This is a genomic window from Pseudomonas sp. LBUM1678 (genome assembly GCF_059695575.1).
Genome location: NZ_CP166775.1, coordinates 5,728,172 through 5,744,616 on the forward strand (window position 1 = coordinate 5,728,172; position 16,445 = coordinate 5,744,616).

The 16,445-nt window shown below is 59.9% G+C and carries 16 protein-coding genes and 2 pseudogenes; 8 read left to right on the forward strand and 10 right to left on the reverse strand.

Annotation, left to right across the window (positions count from 1 at the left end; translation table 11 throughout):
• Window positions 1-3: 3 nt before the first annotated feature.
• From ACA070_RS26010 to ddlA, 3 genes and pseudogenes are all read right to left on the reverse strand, one after another.
• Window positions 4-159: pseudogene (locus ACA070_RS26010) on the reverse strand (TOBE domain-containing protein); the annotation flags it as partial.
• 37 nt (window positions 160-196) lie between these two features.
• A complete protein-coding gene (locus ACA070_RS26015) occupies window positions 197-541 on the reverse strand; it encodes a gamma-glutamylcyclotransferase family protein (protein WP_497448886.1) in 345 nt (114 codons plus the stop codon).
• A gap of 33 nt (window positions 542-574) precedes the next feature.
• Window positions 575-1,669 (reverse strand): D-alanine--D-alanine ligase, encoded by a 1,095-nt coding sequence (gene ddlA, locus ACA070_RS26020; protein WP_497448887.1) that lies wholly within the window; start codon window positions 1,667-1,669, stop codon window positions 575-577.
• 186 nt (window positions 1,670-1,855) lie between these two features.
• Between ddlA and ACA070_RS26025 the strand changes: the two genes are divergently transcribed.
• Both ACA070_RS26025 and ACA070_RS26030 read left to right on the forward strand, forming a co-directional pair.
• A complete protein-coding gene (locus ACA070_RS26025; RefSeq protein ID WP_497448888.1) occupies window positions 1,856-2,665 on the forward strand; it encodes an AraC family transcriptional regulator in 810 nt (269 codons plus the stop codon).
• 77 nt (window positions 2,666-2,742) lie between these two features.
• Complete coding sequence (locus ACA070_RS26030) at window positions 2,743-3,111, forward strand: cupin domain-containing protein (RefSeq protein ID WP_497448889.1); 369 nt, start codon at window positions 2,743-2,745, stop codon at window positions 3,109-3,111.
• An 11-nt stretch (window positions 3,112-3,122) separates the two neighbouring features.
• Here ACA070_RS26030 and ACA070_RS26035 read toward each other — a convergent pair whose 3' ends face one another.
• From ACA070_RS26035 to ACA070_RS26050, 4 genes and pseudogenes are all read right to left on the reverse strand, one after another.
• Window positions 3,123-3,722, reverse strand: coding sequence for a flavin reductase family protein (locus tag ACA070_RS26035; protein ID WP_497330868.1), 600 nt, complete (start codon window positions 3,720-3,722; stop codon window positions 3,123-3,125).
• Window positions 3,723-3,779: 57 nt separating this feature from the next.
• Window positions 3,780-4,388 carry a methyl-accepting chemotaxis protein gene (locus ACA070_RS26040; protein WP_497452024.1) on the reverse strand — a complete coding sequence of 203 codons (609 nt, stop codon included), beginning with the start codon at window positions 4,386-4,388 and terminating at the stop codon, window positions 3,780-3,782.
• A pseudogene (locus ACA070_RS26045) lies at window positions 4,368-5,144 on the reverse strand (PAS domain-containing protein); the annotation flags it as partial. The gene ACA070_RS26040 and the pseudogene ACA070_RS26045, both read right to left, overlap by 21 nt.
• A 65-nt stretch (window positions 5,145-5,209) precedes the next feature.
• Entirely contained in the window at window positions 5,210-6,523 is a 1,314-nt protein-coding gene (locus tag ACA070_RS26050; RefSeq protein WP_497448890.1) for an MFS transporter, read from the reverse strand.
• Between the two features lie 200 nt (window positions 6,524-6,723).
• Between ACA070_RS26050 and ACA070_RS26055 the strand changes: the two genes are divergently transcribed.
• From ACA070_RS26055 to ACA070_RS26075, 5 genes are all read left to right on the forward strand, one after another.
• Window positions 6,724-8,142: a short-chain fatty acid transporter gene (locus ACA070_RS26055; protein ID WP_497448891.1), complete on the forward strand. Its 1,419-nt coding sequence runs from the start codon at window positions 6,724-6,726 to the stop codon at window positions 8,140-8,142.
• Between the two features lie 297 nt (window positions 8,143-8,439).
• Entirely contained in the window at window positions 8,440-10,137 is a 1,698-nt protein-coding gene (locus ACA070_RS26060) for a molecular chaperone HscC (protein ID WP_497448892.1), read from the forward strand.
• 11 nt (window positions 10,138-10,148) lie between these two features.
• Window positions 10,149-11,822, forward strand: a complete 1,674-nt coding sequence (locus ACA070_RS26065) for a J domain-containing protein (protein ID WP_497448893.1) — start codon at window positions 10,149-10,151, stop codon at window positions 11,820-11,822.
• A 74-nt stretch (window positions 11,823-11,896) separates the two neighbouring features.
• A complete protein-coding gene (locus ACA070_RS26070) occupies window positions 11,897-13,069 on the forward strand; it encodes a hypothetical protein (RefSeq protein WP_497448894.1) in 1,173 nt (390 codons plus the stop codon).
• Window positions 13,070-13,248: 179 nt separating this feature from the next.
• Entirely contained in the window at window positions 13,249-13,770 is a 522-nt protein-coding gene (locus tag ACA070_RS26075; protein WP_497448895.1) for an SET domain-containing protein-lysine N-methyltransferase, read from the forward strand.
• Between the two features lie 6 nt (window positions 13,771-13,776).
• Here ACA070_RS26075 and can read toward each other — a convergent pair whose 3' ends face one another.
• Window positions 13,777-14,421: a carbonate dehydratase gene (gene can / locus ACA070_RS26080; RefSeq protein WP_497448896.1), complete on the reverse strand. Its 645-nt coding sequence runs from the start codon at window positions 14,419-14,421 to the stop codon at window positions 13,777-13,779.
• 142 nt (window positions 14,422-14,563) lie between these two features.
• Between can and ACA070_RS26085 the strand changes: the two genes are divergently transcribed.
• The gene (locus ACA070_RS26085; RefSeq protein ID WP_497448897.1) at window positions 14,564-14,968 is read left to right on the forward strand and encodes a serine kinase/phosphatase; all 405 of its coding nucleotides are present in this window, start codon (window positions 14,564-14,566) and stop codon (window positions 14,966-14,968) included.
• 129 nt (window positions 14,969-15,097) lie between these two features.
• Here ACA070_RS26085 and rimI read toward each other — a convergent pair whose 3' ends face one another.
• Entirely contained in the window at window positions 15,098-15,550 is a 453-nt protein-coding gene (gene rimI / locus ACA070_RS26090) for a ribosomal protein S18-alanine N-acetyltransferase (protein WP_201120507.1), read from the reverse strand.
• Entirely contained in the window at window positions 15,543-16,283 is a 741-nt protein-coding gene (locus ACA070_RS26095; RefSeq protein ID WP_497452025.1) for an energy transducer TonB, read from the reverse strand. Before ACA070_RS26095 ends, rimI begins: the two co-directional genes overlap by 8 nt.
• Window positions 16,284-16,445: the final 162 nt, after the last annotated feature.

Sequence of the window (16,445 nt, forward strand, 5' to 3'; positions counted from 1 at the left end):
AAATCACGCCGGCACACCCACAATAATTTGCGACGCCTCAATCAGCGACGTCGCACTCACGCCCACCGCCAATTCCAGTTCTGCAACGGCCTCCCGGGTAACGATCGAACAAACCTCGCTGCCACCATCGAGCTTTATGACGACTTCCGCGTTCACTGCTTTTATTCATCATTCGGGATAACAGCGTGTTGCGTAACTAGGCGCTCACGTACACCCACGCTTCAATCCCGGATTTCAGAACCACACTGACACGCTTGTAATCCGACACTTCATAGCTATCGGCGGCAGCCAGTTCCTCCGGTGTGATCTTGAACACCATCCCTGGAATCGGCGTGCTGCTGGCGCTGCCCGGACGAAGAATCGGGTGGTGGGTCTTGCCGCTGGTGGCCAACACCTCAGGGTCGGTGATTTCAACCCAGGACTGCTCGTACCCCAGCATCTCGTCGGCACTGCCGGTCAGTTCGCGCCCGAAGTTGGCCAGTTGCACGGCTTTGTCCTGCAAGGTGCCGTAGGAAAACAGGTACACCGTTGAATCGCTCATCCATAAATCCTTGATTGAATAGTCGCACCCCGCTTAGCGAGTGATCTTCAGCGCTTGCCGTGCCTTGTGCTTCTCCAGCGCCAGATCGATCAAGCGGCTGACCAGCTCGCTGTACGTCATGCCGGTGGCCTGCCAGAGTTTGGGATACATGCTAATTCGGGTGAAGCCGGGCAACGAGTTGATTTCGTTGATCAGCACTTCGCCGCTGTCGGTCAGGAACACATCGACCCGCGCCAGCCCGGAGCAGCCCAATACTTGAAACGCTTCGACGGCCAAGGCACGGATGCGCTCGCTGGCATCAAGGCTGATATTGGCCGGCACCACGACCTCTGCCGCTTGAGCGTCTATGTATTTGCTGTCGTAGGAATAGAAACCGCTGCGCACCATGATCTCGCCACAACCGCTGGCGATGGCGTGCTCGTTGCCGAGTACGGCGCACTCGATCTCGCGGCCGCTGACGGCGGATTCGATCAAGACTTTTTCATCGAAACCCAAGGCCAGTTCAACTGCCGCCGTGTACTCGGCTTCGTCGCTGACCTTGCTGACGCCCACGGATGACCCCTGGTTCGCCGGTTTGACGAACAGCGGCAGGCCGAGTTTGCCCTGGACCTCGGCGAACCCGGTGCGCGCGGCGCTGGCGTGGGTCAGGGTCACGAACGGCGTGACCGCCAACCCGGCGTCACGTAGCAGGCGTTTGCTGATGTCCTTGTCCATGCACACCGCCGAGCCGAGCACGTCGGAGCCGACAAATGGCAAATCTGCCATACGCAGCAAGCCTTGCAGGCAACCGTCTTCACCCATCGTCCCGTGCACGATCGGGAAGATCACATCGACATGACCCAGCAATTCCTGACTGGACGTTTCCACCAATTGCTGACTGGCCTTGCCCGGTACCACGGCCAGTTCCCGGTTGGACTGGTTGAGGGCGATCAGGGCCGGGTTTTCCTGATTGAGCAGGAAATTCGAAGGGTCGTTGAGGTGCCAATGGCCTTGCTTGTCGATACCGATCAGCACCGGCTCGAAGCGCGACCGATCCAGCGCATCAACAATGTTTTTCGCCGACTGCAGCGACACTTCATGCTCCGCCGAACGACCACCAAAAATAATGCCTACCCGCAGTTTTCTCATTCCATTCACCTCAACGAACGATCATTACGCAGCCGCGCGTGACGGCTTACAGGCTGCTGAGAATGCTCAACACCTTGCAACATTTGCCCGTTGTTTTCTACCAGCCTCACGGGTTTTGTCGGCCAGCAGACAGGTGGCCGGTCATTGGGTTACCGTGTTTTATATTGAGTTCAAGACAACGACACCATGGCCAAGCACACGCCTCCCATCGATTGGTTTCACCGCGCGCCCAACATCGGCGGGCTGGAACGTATCGAGGCGTTTTTTGCCGGTCACGGCTACGACCTTCATCGCCACGACACCTATGCAATCGGCCGCACGCTGGCGGGGGTGCAGAGCTTTCAGTACCGCGGCGGATGGCGCCACAGTCTGCCGGGCGGCACCTTGGTCCTGCACCCGGATGAACTCCACAATGGCGAGGCCGGCACCGCCAGCGGTTTTCACTACCGAATGATGTACATCGAGCCGGCGCTGATCCAACAGATACTCGGCGGCCAGCCATTGCCGTTTATCAAGACAGGCCTGTCCACTGATCCACGCTTGTTCGCCGCCACCGATGTGCTGATGCGAAGCCTGGATGACCCGTTCGACCCGCTGGAAGAACAGGACGCGTTGTTCGATCTGGCACACGCCTTGAGCACCGTCTCCGGCGCACCCGGTAAACGCCAGCGCTTCGACTACGTGGCGGCGGAGCGCGCCCGGGAATTCATCCACAGCGCCCTGGATCGAACCGTGACTTTGGACGAACTGGCGCAACACAGCGGCCGGGATCGATGGAGTCTGTCGAGGGATTTTCGCCTGTTGTTCGGCACCAGCCCTTATCGATACCTGACGATGCGCCGGCTGGATCTGGTCCGAGCGCTGCTGATTCAGGGCCAGTCACTGGTCAGTGCCGCGCTGGTCGCCGGCTTCACCGACCAGAGCCACATGACCCGGCAATTCAGCAAGACATACGGCCTGTCGCCGGCCCGGTGGATGAAAATGCACCGCCGCTGAGCCGCGCACAATCGTACAAGAAGCCTGCTGTCGTGCTGACTATCGTGGAGTCACGATCAACCACGAGAGCTTGCTTCATGAACGCTTACCAAAGCCTGAACTTCGCTGAAAAAATCGCCCGGATCGACTCGCACTGGAGCCCCCGGGTCATCGCCGAAATGAACGACTACCAGTTCAAGGTTGTGAAACTGCTCGGGGATTTCATCTGGCACGATCACCTGGATACCGACGAAACTTTCATCGTTCTCGAAGGGCAATTGCGCCTCGACTTTCGCGATGGCCACGTTCTGGTGAACGCGGGCGAAATGTATGTGGTGCCCAAAGGTGTCGAGCACAAACCCTGTGCCGCGCAGGAAGTGAAACTGCTGCTGATCGAACCCAAGGGTGTGCTGAACACGGGCAGCGAAGGTGGCGAACGCACGGCGCAGAATGACTTATGGGTGTGAACGGCAAGCGCTTACGGCTGCAGAGTCTTGCCGTCCACCGGGTCGCCGATCGTCAGGAAATGCCCGCCAGCCACGTGGTGCAAGGTGCGTAATGCGTCGTGCCCTTCGAAGTGCCAACGGCCCTCGCTGAACACGCGCTCATCGGCCTGGGCGGCAATTACCTCGGCCACAAACAGGTCATATTGCTGATGATTATTGGGCTCTGGCAGCAGTCGGCATTCCAGCCATGCGACGCAACCTTCAAGCATCGGTGCGTCGATCAGCTCACCGCTGAACGTCTGCAGGCCATAGACCTGAAACTTGTCCAGGCCCTGGCCCTGAGTCAGTTCCAGGCCCGACGTCGAACCAACGGTCTGTGCAATATCGGCCTGTGCGGCGCAGGGAACGTTCAGCACGAAGGTTCCCGACGCTTCCAGCAGCTGTCGGGTCCAGGTGGACTTGTCCAGCACCACGGCGATTTTCGGCGGCTCGAAGTCCAGCGGCATGGCCCAGGCGGCAGCCATGATATTGCGCTGACCGTCATGCGCCGCGCTGACCAGCACGGTCGGCCCATGATTGAGCAAGCGATAAGCCTTGGACAAAGGAACCGGACGGCGATGAGAAACGCTCATGAGGGCTGCTCCTGGAGAAAACGCCGATTGTAGCGATTTCCACTAGGAGGTCAGGTATCAAGTCGCCAACTGATTGGCAAACTGCCCGACCGCGTTCACCACTTTCTGCGCGCCGTCCTGGATCTCGACGATCACCGTGCCCGCCTCCGCCGCCAGCGCCAGGCCTTGCTCAGCCTGGAGTTGACCGTCGGTCATCAGGGCCACGGCATTGCGCGCCATGTCCTGGTTCTTGCGCACTACGCCAACGATTTCATCGGTGGCCTGGCTGGTGCGCGAAGCCAGTTGCCGGACTTCGTCTGCGACCACGGCAAAACCCCGGCCCTGTTCACCGGCCCGCGCCGCTTCGATGGCCGCGTTGAGCGCCAGCAGGTTGGTCTGTTCGGCAATGCCGCTGATGGTTTTGACGATGGTGCCAATCACCAGCGATTGCTCGTTCAGCGCTTCGATGCCTTCGCCGGCGGTTTGCATGTGCCTGGCCAGGTCACGCATCACGTCCACCGCCTGAGTCACCACGGCGGTACCGCGCTGGGCGCTTTGATCGGTTTGCTGGGAGGTGCTGTAGGCAATGTTGGCCGCTTCGGCGACCGCCTGCTCCTGATTGACCTGATCGGTAATCACCGTGGCAAACTTCACCACTTTGTAGAGCGTGTTGTTGGCGTCCACCACCGGGTTGTAGGACGCCTCCAGCCAGACCACACGGCCGTGGTTGTCCACACGTTTGAACCGGCCAGCCACGAACTCGCCGGCGTTCAGGCGGCGCCAGAAATTCTGGTACTCAGCGCTGTTGTACTCCTCCGGGTCGCAGAACGTACGGTGATGTTTACCTTTGATCTGCGCCAGGCTGTAACCCATGCCGCTGAGGAACCGCTCGTTGGCCGCCAGTACGTTGCCACTAAGATCGAACTCGATGACCGCCGTCGAACGCACCAGCGCGCCGATCAGGTTTTCATGTTCGCGGGACGCCTCGATGGTGCGGGTCAGGTCGCTGGAGTAAATCGAAAAGTGCTTGATCCGACCTTGCGAAGAGCGCACCGGCTGCGCGATCGAGCGCAGCCAGGCTTCCTGGCCATTGCCACGCAGCAAGCGCACGGCACCGGCAAAGTGCTCACCACGGGTCAGCGCAGCCTTGAAGCGGCGGTGGAATTCGTCCGATTTCACATGGGCCGGGACGATGTCTTCGAGGTGCCGGCCAATCAGGTCGCTGCTCTTGTAGAGCATCTCGCCGAGGAAGTTCTGGTTGACCGATTGAATCCGTCCATCAGGATCCAGGGTCAGGACCAGCATCTCGCTTTCCAGACTTTCCTTCACTTGCTGAAGGCTGGAGAGTTCTTCGCGAAGAGCCGACAGCTCCTGCTTCAAGCGTTTGTTGAACATGGAAAGCACCGATGGACAGGGATAGAAAGCGGTATGCAGCCTAGCCATCGGCCTTGCGGATGTTTTCTGAAGAGTGTTTCAGGGTTGTCCTACAAAAATAGTTGCGCTTTCATTCATGCCGCGCCAGCGGCCGGGCAGCGTTCGCTCTGTGGCATCCGCGCACCGAAAAACGCCGCGCTGCTCACGCCCACCGCGCCCATTGCCGCGCTGAAGATCACGCAAATCCAAGGGCTCCACGGCATCAGACCGATCAGCAACAGCGGTGTGATACTCGCCCACGCCGCGTAGGCAATGTTGTAGGTGAAGGAAATCCCCGAGACGCGAATCCGCGCCGGAAACAGGCTGACCATCACCGACGGCACCGCGCCGACGACCCCGCAACCGAGGCCGGCAATCGCGTACGCCAAGCCAATCCACTGGCCGCCGGTGATCAGGCACGTATAGAGCACGCCGATGCCCAGGGGCAGCAGCAGGCTGTAGAGCATGACCGTGCGCCAGGCTCCGATGCGATCGACGAGCAGCCCGGCGAGTACGCAGCCGATGTTCAGGAACACAATGCCCAAGGCACTCAAGGCGAAGGTGTGGCTGGCGGTCATGCCGAAGGACTTTTGCATCATGGTCGGGGTGATGACGACGAACACCACTACCGCCGACGTCAGCACGCAAGTGAGGATCATCGCCGGCAATATCGCCAGACGATGTTCACGCAAGACAGTGCGCAGCGGCAGCTCGACGGCGGCATCGCGCTGAGCCTGCATCGCGATGAACACCGGGGTTTCGCTGAGCCAGCGGCGCAGCCAGACTCCAATTACCCCAAACACGCCGCCCAGCAGGAACGGGTAACGCCAGGCGTAATCGAGGATTTCCGCCGGGGTGAACGCCTGCGCCAGAAAAGTCGCCGTCAGGGCCCCGATCAAGTAGCCAAAGGTCAGCCCGGCCTGCAGGAAACCAAGGGCATAACCGCGATGCCCGGCCGGCGCGTGCTCGGCGACGAACACCCAGGCACTCGGTACTTCGCCGCCCACCGCCGCGCCCTGCAGGACTCGTAGCGCCAACAGCAGCAGCGGTGCGAAATAGCCGATCTGGGCGTAGGTCGGCATGATCCCGATCAGCAGGCACGGCAGCGCCATCATCAGGATGCTCAGGCTGAAAACCTTCTTGCGCCCCAGCCGGTCGGCGAAATGCGCCATCAAAATCCCGCCCAACGGCCGCGCCAGATAACCCGTGACGAAGATCCCGAAGCTTTGCAGCAAGCGCAGCCACTCGGGCATGTCCGGCGGGAAGAACAGCTGGCTGAGGGTCAGCGCGAAAAATACGAAAATGATGAAGTCGTAGATTTCCAGCGCGCCGCCAAGGGCCGCCAGGCCAAGGGTCTTGTAGTCCGAGCGGCTGAACGGCGCCGGGCGCGAGTGGGTGTCGGCAGTCATGAAAGAACTCTGGCATGGGCAAAAAACCAAGGCGCCCATGGTCTACGCAAACGCGCCCACGGACAACCCGTTAGACCAAAGTCTCAGACTGGTTAATCTTCGTCACAAAATATGACTGATTGATTTACTGTTGGCACCTGTCCAGACGGGCCTTTGCCGCCCTAAAGACCACAATAAACATAAAAATTCGAGGTACTCCCGTGGCCGCTGATATCGAAGATACCCGCTCCGCCCGCTTTGCCCTGCGCTGCTCAAGTTTTGCTGAACGCTGGTTCCCCGACTCCTGGGTATTTGCCGCGCTGGCGGTGATCATCGTTGCCGTGGCCACCCTGTTCATGGGCGCCAAACCCACCGATGCGGCGATGGCGTTTGGTGACGGTTTCTGGAGCCTGATCCCGTTCACCATGCAGATGGCGTTCGTGGTGATCGGCGGGTATGTGGTCGCGAGCTCGCCGCCCGCGGTGAAGCTTATCGACCGCTTGGCCCGGATCCCGAAAAACGGTCGCTCGGCCGTGGCCTGGGTTGCATTGATTTCCATGGTTGCGTCACTGCTGAACTGGGGCCTGTCGCTGGTATTCGGCGGCCTGCTGGTGCGTGCCCTCGCCCGCCGCACCGATCTGAAAATGGACTACCGCGCCGCCGGGGCTGCAGCCTATCTGGGCCTTGGCGCCGTGTGGGCTTTGGGCCTGTCGTCGTCCGCCGCGCAATTGCAGGCCAACCCGGCCAGCCTGCCGCCGTCGATTCTGTCGATCACGGGCGTCATTCCGTTCACTCAAACGATCTTTCTCTGGCAGTCCGGCGTCATGTTGCTGGCACTGATCGTGATCTCGCTGATCATTGCCTACGCCACCGCTCCGGGTCCGAACACGGCCCGCGACGCTGAGGCCTGCGGTATCGACCCGAGTTTCAACCTGCCGCCGCTGCAACCGCGCACCCGTCCCGGCGAATGGCTGGAACACAGTCCGCTGCTGACGATTCTGCTGGTGCTGCTGGCGGCGGGATGGTTGTTCCACGAGTTTTCGACCAAACCGGCGATCAGCGCGATCTCGGGGCTGAACACTTACAACTTCCTGTTCATCATGCTTGGCGCGTTGCTGCACTGGCGTCCGCGCAGCTTCCTCGATGCCGTGTCCCGGGCGGTGCCGACCACCACCGGCGTGCTGATTCAGTTTCCGCTCTACGGCTCGATTGCCGCGCTGATGACCACGGTCAAAGGCTCCGACGCTCAGACCCTGGCCCACCACATCTCGACCTTTTTCGTCAGCATTGCGTCCCACGACACCTATGCGCTGCTGATGGGCGTGTACTCGGCGATTCTCGGTTTCTTCATCCCGTCCGGCGGCGGTAAATGGATCATCGAAGCGCCGTACGTCATGCAAGTGGCCACCGACCTGAACTACCACCTGGGCTGGGCCGTACAGATCTACAACGCGGCGGAAGCCCTGCCGAACCTGATCAACCCGTTCTACATGCTGCCGCTGCTGGGCGTGCTCGGGCTGAAGGCGCGGGACTTGATCGGCTTTTCATTCGTGCAACTGCTGGTGCACACGCCGCTGGTGCTGTTTCTGCTGTGGGCGTTAGGGACGACGCTGACGTATACGCCGCCGGTGATGCCGTAACTCCACACTAAAAAACACCGCAAAACTACTGTGGGAGTGAGCCTGCTCGCGATGGCGGTGTATCAGTCACTAATAATGTTGACTGATACACCGCCATCGCGAGCAGGCTCACTCCTACATTCATGAATTCGGCTGTATCCAGAACCGTAACCCGTCAATGGAGGGTTACCCCACGTTCCGTCGCAAACAATAGCTCAGTGCCATCACTTTCCTTTACCGCCCCGCTGCTCCGGTAATATCCTTGCGCGAATATTATCTGTTTCAACTTTTTGCAGGCCGGAAAGGGAGTTCATCGCAATGATCGTAGGGATTGACCTGGGCACCACCAACAGCCTCGTCGCCGTTTGGCGTGGAGAATCCAGCGAGTTGGTGCCCAATGCCTTGGGCCAGTTCCTCACTCCCAGCGTGGTGGGTCTCGATGATCAGGGCCGCGTGTTGGTCGGCCAGGCCGCCCGCGAGCGTTTGCACACCCATCCGCGCCAGACCGCTTCGCTGTTCAAGCGGCACATGGGCAGCGCCACGGAAGTACGCCTGGGAGACAGGTCATTCCGTCCCGAGGAGTTGTCGGCGCTGGTGCTCAAAAGCCTGAAGGAAGATGTCGAACGGGCCTTCGGCGAAACCGTGCATGAAGCGGTGATCAGCGTGCCGGCCTACTTCAGCGACGCCCAGCGCAAGGCCACGCGCATTGCCGGTGAACTGGCGGGCCTGAAGGTTGAAAAACTGATCAACGAGCCGACCGCGGCGGCGCTGGCGTATGGGCTGCACCAACGGGACAAGGAAACCTCGTTCCTGGTTTTCGACCTCGGTGGCGGCACCTTCGACGTGTCGATCCTGGAGCTCTTCGACGGGGTCATGGAAGTGCGCGCCAGCGCGGGCGACAACTTCCTGGGCGGCGAAGATTTCGACAGCGTGCTGCTGGAACATTTTCTCGAACACCATCGCAACACCGATAATTTTCCTGACCGCGCCGGCATCATCCAGCCGTTGCGTCGCGAGGCCGAGCGTGTGCGCAAAGCCCTGGGCCAGGACAGCAGCGCCGAATTCAGCCTGCGGGTCGACGGCCAGCAATGGACGCAAACCATCACCCAACCCCAACTGGCGACGCTGTACACGCCGTTGCTGGAACGTCTGCGCACACCGATCGAGCGGGCCCTGAGAGACGCGCGGATTCGCGTCAGTGATCTCGACGAAATCCTGCTGGTGGGCGGTACGACACGCATGCCGCTGGTTCGCAAACTGGCGGCTGGCCTGTTTGGGCGTTTCCCTTCGATCAGCCTCGATCCGGACGAAGTGGTGGCCCACGGTGCGGCGATCCAGGCGGCTTTGAAAGCTCGCTCCGCAGCGCTGGAAGAAGTGGTGCTGACGGACGTCTGTTCCTACACACTGGGTATCGAGACCACTACCCAAATCGGCCAGCAATACGAAAGCGGTCATTACCTGCCGATCATCGAGCGCAACAGCATCGTGCCGGTGAGCCGGGTCAAGACGGTGTACACGCTGCAAGATAACCAGGAGCGTGTGCTGCTGAAGATCTTTCAGGGCGAAAGCCGCTTGGTCAAAGACAACGTGGCGCTGGGCGAACTGGACATCAAAGTGCCGAAACGCAAGGCCGGAGAAGTCGCCCTTGATGTGCGTTTCACCTACGACAACAACGGTTTGCTCGAAGCCCAGGTGGTCATTCCGCTGACGGGCGACAAGCATTCACTGGTCATCGAAAACAATCCCGGCGTGCTTACACCCGAGGAGATTCAGCAGCGACTGGAAGGTCTGGCGCTGTTGAAAATTCATCCCCGCGATCAGCAGGTCAACACGGTGTTGACTGCACGTCTTGAACGTCTCTACCAGGAAAGCCTTGGGCAGATGCGTGAACAGATCGGTCATTGGGCCAAACAGTTCCAGCACGTGCTTGATTCCCAGGATGAACGCCGGATCCGTGAAGCGCGCAGTGAACTGATGCAGCAGCTAGGCACGCTGGACAACGGCCTCTGGCAGTAAGGAGCAGCAACATGGATTGCTGGTCTGTGCTGGAACTGCCCGAAGACGCCGACGCGCGCACCATCAAGCGAAGCTATGCGCGACTGCTGAAAACCTTCCGGCCCGATGAAGATCCGGAAGGCTTTCAACGCTTGCGCGAAGCCTATGAGGAGGCGCTGAGCGTTGCGCAATGGCGGGCCGAATACGCCGCCGAAGAACTTGAAGTCGCAACGGCCGAAGTGGTCGAACAGCCGAATCACGCCAACCTCCAGGCGTGGTCGGATGTGCTCGACGTGCGTCCATTGAGCCTTCAAAGTCCGCCGCCTCTTCGCTCACTTAACCTTGCCCCGTCCAATCCCCTCCCCCTGCACGAACCGGTCATCGCACCGGACGAGCTGGCGGCGCGTGCCTTGCTCGACGGGCTCTCGGAGCAAAATCTGACCGAGCGCTGGACGCAAGCGCAACAACAGCACTGTGCCCAGGCGTTTGAGAAGCTGCTGCTGGCGCTGTGCTTCGATCATCCGGGCCTGCGCAATCCGATTGCCGCCTGGGCGGTCCAGCACCTCGATTGGCTCGCGCCCTGGCAAAACGTCGACATGACCGATTGGCAGCGAGACGCTCTCACCAGCGGTTTGCTGCAAGATTATCGGCAAGCGTTGCAGGACCTGCTCGAAGACAAGAAAGAACGCGAGTTTCTTACCCTGCTCAACAGTTACACCGCACAACCTTGGCTGCAGGTGTTCGATCGACGCCAGGAATGGCAGCGAATACTCCTGCAACTGTTCAACGACACTGAATGGAGCCTGCCGCTGTTCGACCGCGTCGGGCAGGTGTTTGGCTGGGACGATAAAAAAGGCATTCATCCGGAACCGGCGTCGACCTGGGAGGCATTGATCGAGCGCTGCAATCAGGAAAGCTTCTACGAAAGCCTGCGAGCCAAGGCGCAAGACAACCGGACGTGGGCCGCTGACGTTCAGGCCGCCCATTTGTTGATAAACCCGATGCAGCCCGGGCAACAAAAGAAAATGATCGACGGCTTTGGCCAAAACGAATGGCAGGCCTGTCATGACCTCGCGCACACCCTTAAGTGGCGCTATCCACAGTTGCGTTTACGGTTGCCCCACGCCGATGTTTTTCACTGGCGACGTTTTCTGCCGCGCCCCATCGCCGATGAAACCTGGGTACGTGTCTGGGTGGGTATCGCTTTGGCGCTGTTTTTGTTTTATTTCCCGACCGAGCACAAATCCCTGGGCTACAGCATCAGCATCCCGTTGATATTCGCCTGCGTGCCGGTCTGGTTCTTCCGTTCCGCCATGAGCTGGTGGGTGCCATACACCTCGCATTTCATTGTCCAGGACCTGTGGCTGACCGAGGGCCTGGTCCCCCGCCACTGGAATCCTGATACGCGCTGGCTGGTGATGCGACACGGTGTGCCGCAAGCCGTCCTCACGCTGCTGTTCGGGCTTGTGTTGGGTTGGCCGGGCATGGCGACTTATGTCGGTTTTATGCTGATCGGTCTCTTGCACAAGCGCCGTATCGGTCGGCTTGATCCTGAACTGGCCGCTCGGCGTCCATGGTTGAGCGCCTTGCATTGGGCGCACTTCAGTCCGTTGCAGTTAGGGTTTTTGCTGATGATGGTCGGTGCCATCTTCGTGTGCCGGATGTATTTCCCGGAGTATCACCTGACTCATTTGAGGTTCAGCTGAGCGATTGCCGGCCGATCTGCTTAAGTAGCTATTGCCCGCGATCACCGCGGACTCACGCTGAAAAGGATCTGAGCATGTTCAAACTGACAGGACTTACCCTCGCGGCCCTCACCCTGAGCGCCGCCGCCCACGCCAATGTCGATCTGAAACTGGGCAGCACCGAACGCGTCACCCGGCTGTTCGCCTACCCCAACAACTGCAACGTGATCTGTTTCCGTAACTGGACGCTTGAGCAGACTGTCGAGCACTACCTGACTCAAAGCGTGCAGCGCGACGGCTACAGCACCGCGAAAGTACGGGTCAAAACCGATAACGATCAGCTTTACGCCGACATCAGCGGCGTACCAAAGGGCTATGAAAAACCGTTGGCAGCGCTGCTCAACGCCGGTGATCTGGCCTACACCGGCGCCAAAAAACTCAACATTGATGGCAAATGGGCTTACAGCTGGAATCTATTCCTGCCATTGGGCATGGCCCTGGAAAACCGCAAGAGCGTCGAACTGCTGCATTTCCCGCCGGACTACTCCCTGACGCAGGCCCAGGATTACCTGCGGTCCGCCACCACGGATCGCTGGGCCACGCTGCTGACGGACAACGGTATCCCCGCCGATCAGACACCGGGCTACCAGACCATCATCGATATCGCGCCGATTGCGGCACCGGCCAGTGCAGGCAAGGATCTGGAAGGCGTCTACGACTATTTCAAGGACTACCAGACCACCATGGTCAAGGAAGTCAGCCAGAACGCCCACGGTGCTGCGTTGCCAATGGTTGCGTTCGGCGCACCGGTGCGAAACTGGGTCAAACAGCAATACGGGCCGACCGTGAACGTGCTGGGCCTGGCCACCATCAGCCCGAGCGCCGGGGTGAACGTGCCGGTGCTGGGCTCCAACCACCCGAGCTACATCTGGTACGCCGCAAACCCGGACAGCTACACCGGCGACGATGCGCAGGCCAAAGCTGATGCGGCCGGCCTGAAAGTCATGGGCCAGGACTTGAGCGCCGCCTGCTGGCAGGCCGGCATGGGCAGCAAACCGGGGAGCGATCCGACCGTTCAGCTGAAAAGCTGCACGCAGACGTGGCAAGTGACCCAGAAAGAAAAAACCTGCGAGCTGTTCTACACCTCGATCCGCAACCTGACGCCTGAACAAGCCGTGGCCAAGTGTGCGACAACGCCGATCCAGTCCCAGCTCAAACAGCTGCAAGCCCCAGCGCCTGTGACTGCGATCCCTGTGCCTGCACTGTAATCGCCCTTGCACGTTTGCGTGTGAGCGATGGCTTACGCGCAAACGCGCACTTTCCCCCTGTCAGTTCTGACAGTAGACCCGCCGTTTCAATTGCGAGAATCTTGAGGCATACCCTGTGTTGCAGGGCTGACAGGATCGTCAGTTTTGGAAGTCGCAACGCGCTGCCGACAAGGATCGTTATGAAACCTCAAACTATGGACAGGACCACTGCGTCGCTCGATGGAGTTTATCCATTCAAAGAACTCCCAGTCAGTCTTGGATTTCCCTCTCTCGCCGACTTCGAAATCATCCACAACGCCGATAGGCTGGCGGTGCGCGTCGTCGCCCTGCGCGAGTTTCCTCGCATCAGCCGAATCTGTCGCGTTTCGGGGCATCTGTTGCCTTGCCGCAATCAGCATACCCGGCAGTTGGCGCCGGGCATTCATGTCTACGACCCGCGCTTCAGCGGATTACTGAACCACTCCTGCGATCCCAACGTCTTTTTCGACATGAGCGAGCTGTGGTTGTGGGCGCTGAAGGACATTCACAAAGGCGATCACCTGACCATGGACCTCGCCACAACCGAAGACAAACTGCTGCACCAATTCGCCTGCTGCTGCGGTTGTCCCGATTGTCGAGGCTGGATCTGCGGCTACGACGAATCGCCGAACGCCGACGGCCATTTGTTTTTTGACCACTGGCGTCGGCGCAGCCTCTGTTGAACGGCTTTACTGCGTCTCGACCGGACGCAGTCGGTACTGCGGCGGCAACTGCTCAAAACCGCTGATGGTCGTGTTCAGGCTTTTCCAACGACCGTCCTTGATGCCGTAGATGCAACCGTGGATCGACAGGTTCTGCCCGCGATGCCAGGCGTTTTGCACAATGCTGGTGTGGCCGACGTTGGCCACTTGCTGGATCACGTTGAGCTCGCAGAGACGGTCGACCCGTTCTTCTTCGGTCGGCAACTCGGCCAGTTCTTCGCGCTTTTCGTAATAGAGGTCACGAATCGAGCGCAGCCAGCCGTCGATCAGGCCCAACTGGCGATCCTGCATCGAGGCGCGCACACCGCCGCAGCCGTAGTGGCCAGTGACGAGGATGTGTTTGACCTTGAGCACGTCGACCGCGTACTGAATCACCGACAGGCAATTGAGGTCGGTGTGCAGCACCACGTTGGCCACGTTGCGGTGGACGAACAGGTCGCCGGGCAACATGCCGACGATCTCATTGGCCGGCACCCGGGCGTCGGAGCAGCCAATCCATAGGTAATCCGGCGTCTGTTGGCGGGCCAGCTTGGAGAAGAAGTCCGGATCTTCCTGTTTGATCGCTTCAGCCCAGCGTTCGTTGTTATCAATCAGATCTTGTAATTCGTTCATGCTGTTAAAGCCTCAAGAATGATGCGCTGGTTTGACAGACAACCGCCCGTCGGGGTCACGCGCTTGATGCAAGTATGACCGGTGGAATTCTCGGGAGCCCAGTGGGTCCACCCTAGTAAGGCCCACAGTATGAGGAATTGCCATGAATGATTCACGACGTCCGTACGATGCGGCGCAACCCGAGCCCATCGACGACAACGAAGACCGCATGGGTTCGATAAATGAACTGGATTTCGACGAGGAAGAGCCCAGCGCAAAAATCGGCGACGAACTGCCGGAAAACGAGCGCGAACGGCTGATGCCTCGCGAACGCGTGCGTGAAGCCGGCATGACTGGCGCCTCGACCAATGACCATGAGTCTACCGACGATGACATGAGCCCGGAAACATTGATCCGTGAAGACGGCGCGCGGGATGCTCACGAGGCGGGTCAAGGCGATCAGGCGGATTGGGATCTGAGCATTGTCGATGAAGACGATATTGGCGGGGGCAATGGGCTGGATGAAGAGGAACAGGCGCGGCGGGATCCGATGGATGGTAATCGTTGAATCTCTAGCGCCTGTAAGGCCGCCATCGCGAGCAGGCTCGCTCCCACAGGGTCTATGTCAGGCACAAAATTTGTGTACTAGACAGATCCACTGTAGGAGCGAGCCTGCTCGCGATGCTTTTAAAATCTCTTAGTCGACCAAAGTGCAGGCCATGACCACTGCATCTTCACGCCCGCCTACCGCCGGATAGTAATCCCGACGTCGCCCGATCTCGTTAAACCCATACCGCTCATACAACCGAAACGCCCCACGGTTGCTGTCGCGCACTTCCAGAAAACACTCCCGCGCCTTGGCGTCATACGCCCGGGACATTAAATGCTCCAGCAACGTCAAGCCGAGACCACGGCCCTGGTTTTCCGGTTTGACGGTGATGTTCAGCAGATGCGCTTCATCAAGGATGATCTGCACCACACCGTGACCAACCTGCTGCTGACCTTCGAACATCAGCCAGATCTGGTACTTGCCCAGCCCATCAAGAAAAATCCCGCGGGTCCAGGGATGGCTGTACGCCGCGTATTCGATTTTCAGTACAGCGTCGAGGTCCGCCTCGGTCATCGGGCGAAACGATACAGCGTCACTCATTCGATTCTTTCCAGCGCGCCATCAGCCGACGCATGGCTTGCCAGACATCAGCCTTACGCTGTGGCTCTTCCATTAATAATTCCAGGCCCGGCAGGGCCCAGACCGAGCCCAGGCCTTCGACCTGGAGTTCGCGGTTGAAGGATTCGGCGTTCGCTTCGCCGGCGAAACGCACGGCCGGCAGGCCGATCAGCCACACGCAGACGCAGGGAGCGTCTTCCAGCCGGGCCGAGAGAAAACCTTGCACGAAGTCGCGAGCCGCTTCCGGGCCTTGATCCATGGTGCCCCGAACCAGCAACGGCCAGCGCACTGGCTCACCGACGATTTGCGGGCTGTCCGGCAGGCCGGCGGCACGCAGCATGTCCTTGAGCAACAGATAGGCGGGGTCGCGGGTCTGGAACGGTTCGCCTGTGGGTAACTCGACCAACAGCAGACAGCGCCCGGCCCGCAGCAATTGCAGGGCGAAACGCGGTGGTGGTACAACCGGCGCCTTGTCCGCGACTGGAGCCGCCTCTTCTTCGACCTTGGCGTTCGTGCGCGTGCTGGCCAACGATGGCCGTGGCACCTCGATTTTCACTCGTTCAGCCGGTTTGGCCACGGGTTCCACGGGCGCCTCAGCCACTGTCGCCGGCAACATCGGGGCGACGACCAACGGCTCGGGCGCTTCCAGCAGTTCGGGGCGCGAGGGCGCAGCAAAGGGCAATTCGGTGCGCGGCAGCCAGTTGACCACCTGCATGGCAGTCAAATAGGCGCGGCGACGGTACTCGATTAGCAAAGGTCGGCCACTTGTGGATAACTAAAGTGCGGTGATTCTACCGCCCTTCGCTCAAGATCGCCCACGCTTGATCGATACTCTTTCCCTTAGAAACAGCTACAGCCCGTCCCGAGAGTGAATCGC

Bases quoted from the DNA above. Each gene is read 5' to 3' on its own strand.
- ACA070_RS26015 (WP_497448886.1), bottom strand. From the start codon at position 541: ATGAGCGATTCAACGGTGTACCTGTTTTCCTACGGCACCTTGCAGGAC.
- ddlA (WP_497448887.1), bottom strand. From the start codon at position 1,669: ATGAGAAAACTGCGGGTAGGCATTATTTTTGGTGGTCGTTCGGCGGAG.
- ACA070_RS26025 (WP_497448888.1), top strand. From the start codon at position 1,856: ATGGCCAAGCACACGCCTCCCATCGATTGGTTTCACCGCGCGCCCAAC.
- ACA070_RS26030 (WP_497448889.1), top strand. From the start codon at position 2,743: ATGAACGCTTACCAAAGCCTGAACTTCGCTGAAAAAATCGCCCGGATC.
- ACA070_RS26035 (WP_497330868.1), bottom strand. From the start codon at position 3,722: ATGAGCGTTTCTCATCGCCGTCCGGTTCCTTTGTCCAAGGCTTATCGC.
- ACA070_RS26050 (WP_497448890.1), bottom strand. From the start codon at position 6,523: ATGACTGCCGACACCCACTCGCGCCCGGCGCCGTTCAGCCGCTCGGAC.
- ACA070_RS26060 (WP_497448892.1), top strand. From the start codon at position 8,440: ATGATCGTAGGGATTGACCTGGGCACCACCAACAGCCTCGTCGCCGTT.
- ACA070_RS26065 (WP_497448893.1), top strand. From the start codon at position 10,149: ATGGATTGCTGGTCTGTGCTGGAACTGCCCGAAGACGCCGACGCGCGC.
- ACA070_RS26070 (WP_497448894.1), top strand. From the start codon at position 11,897: ATGTTCAAACTGACAGGACTTACCCTCGCGGCCCTCACCCTGAGCGCC.
- ACA070_RS26075 (WP_497448895.1), top strand. From the start codon at position 13,249: ATGAAACCTCAAACTATGGACAGGACCACTGCGTCGCTCGATGGAGTT.
- can (WP_497448896.1), bottom strand. From the start codon at position 14,421: ATGAACGAATTACAAGATCTGATTGATAACAACGAACGCTGGGCTGAA.
- ACA070_RS26085 (WP_497448897.1), top strand. From the start codon at position 14,564: ATGAATGATTCACGACGTCCGTACGATGCGGCGCAACCCGAGCCCATC.
- rimI (WP_201120507.1), bottom strand. From the start codon at position 15,550: ATGAGTGACGCTGTATCGTTTCGCCCGATGACCGAGGCGGACCTCGAC.
- ACA070_RS26095 (WP_497452025.1), bottom strand. From the start codon at position 16,283: ATGCAGGTGGTCAACTGGCTGCCGCGCACCGAATTGCCCTTTGCTGCG.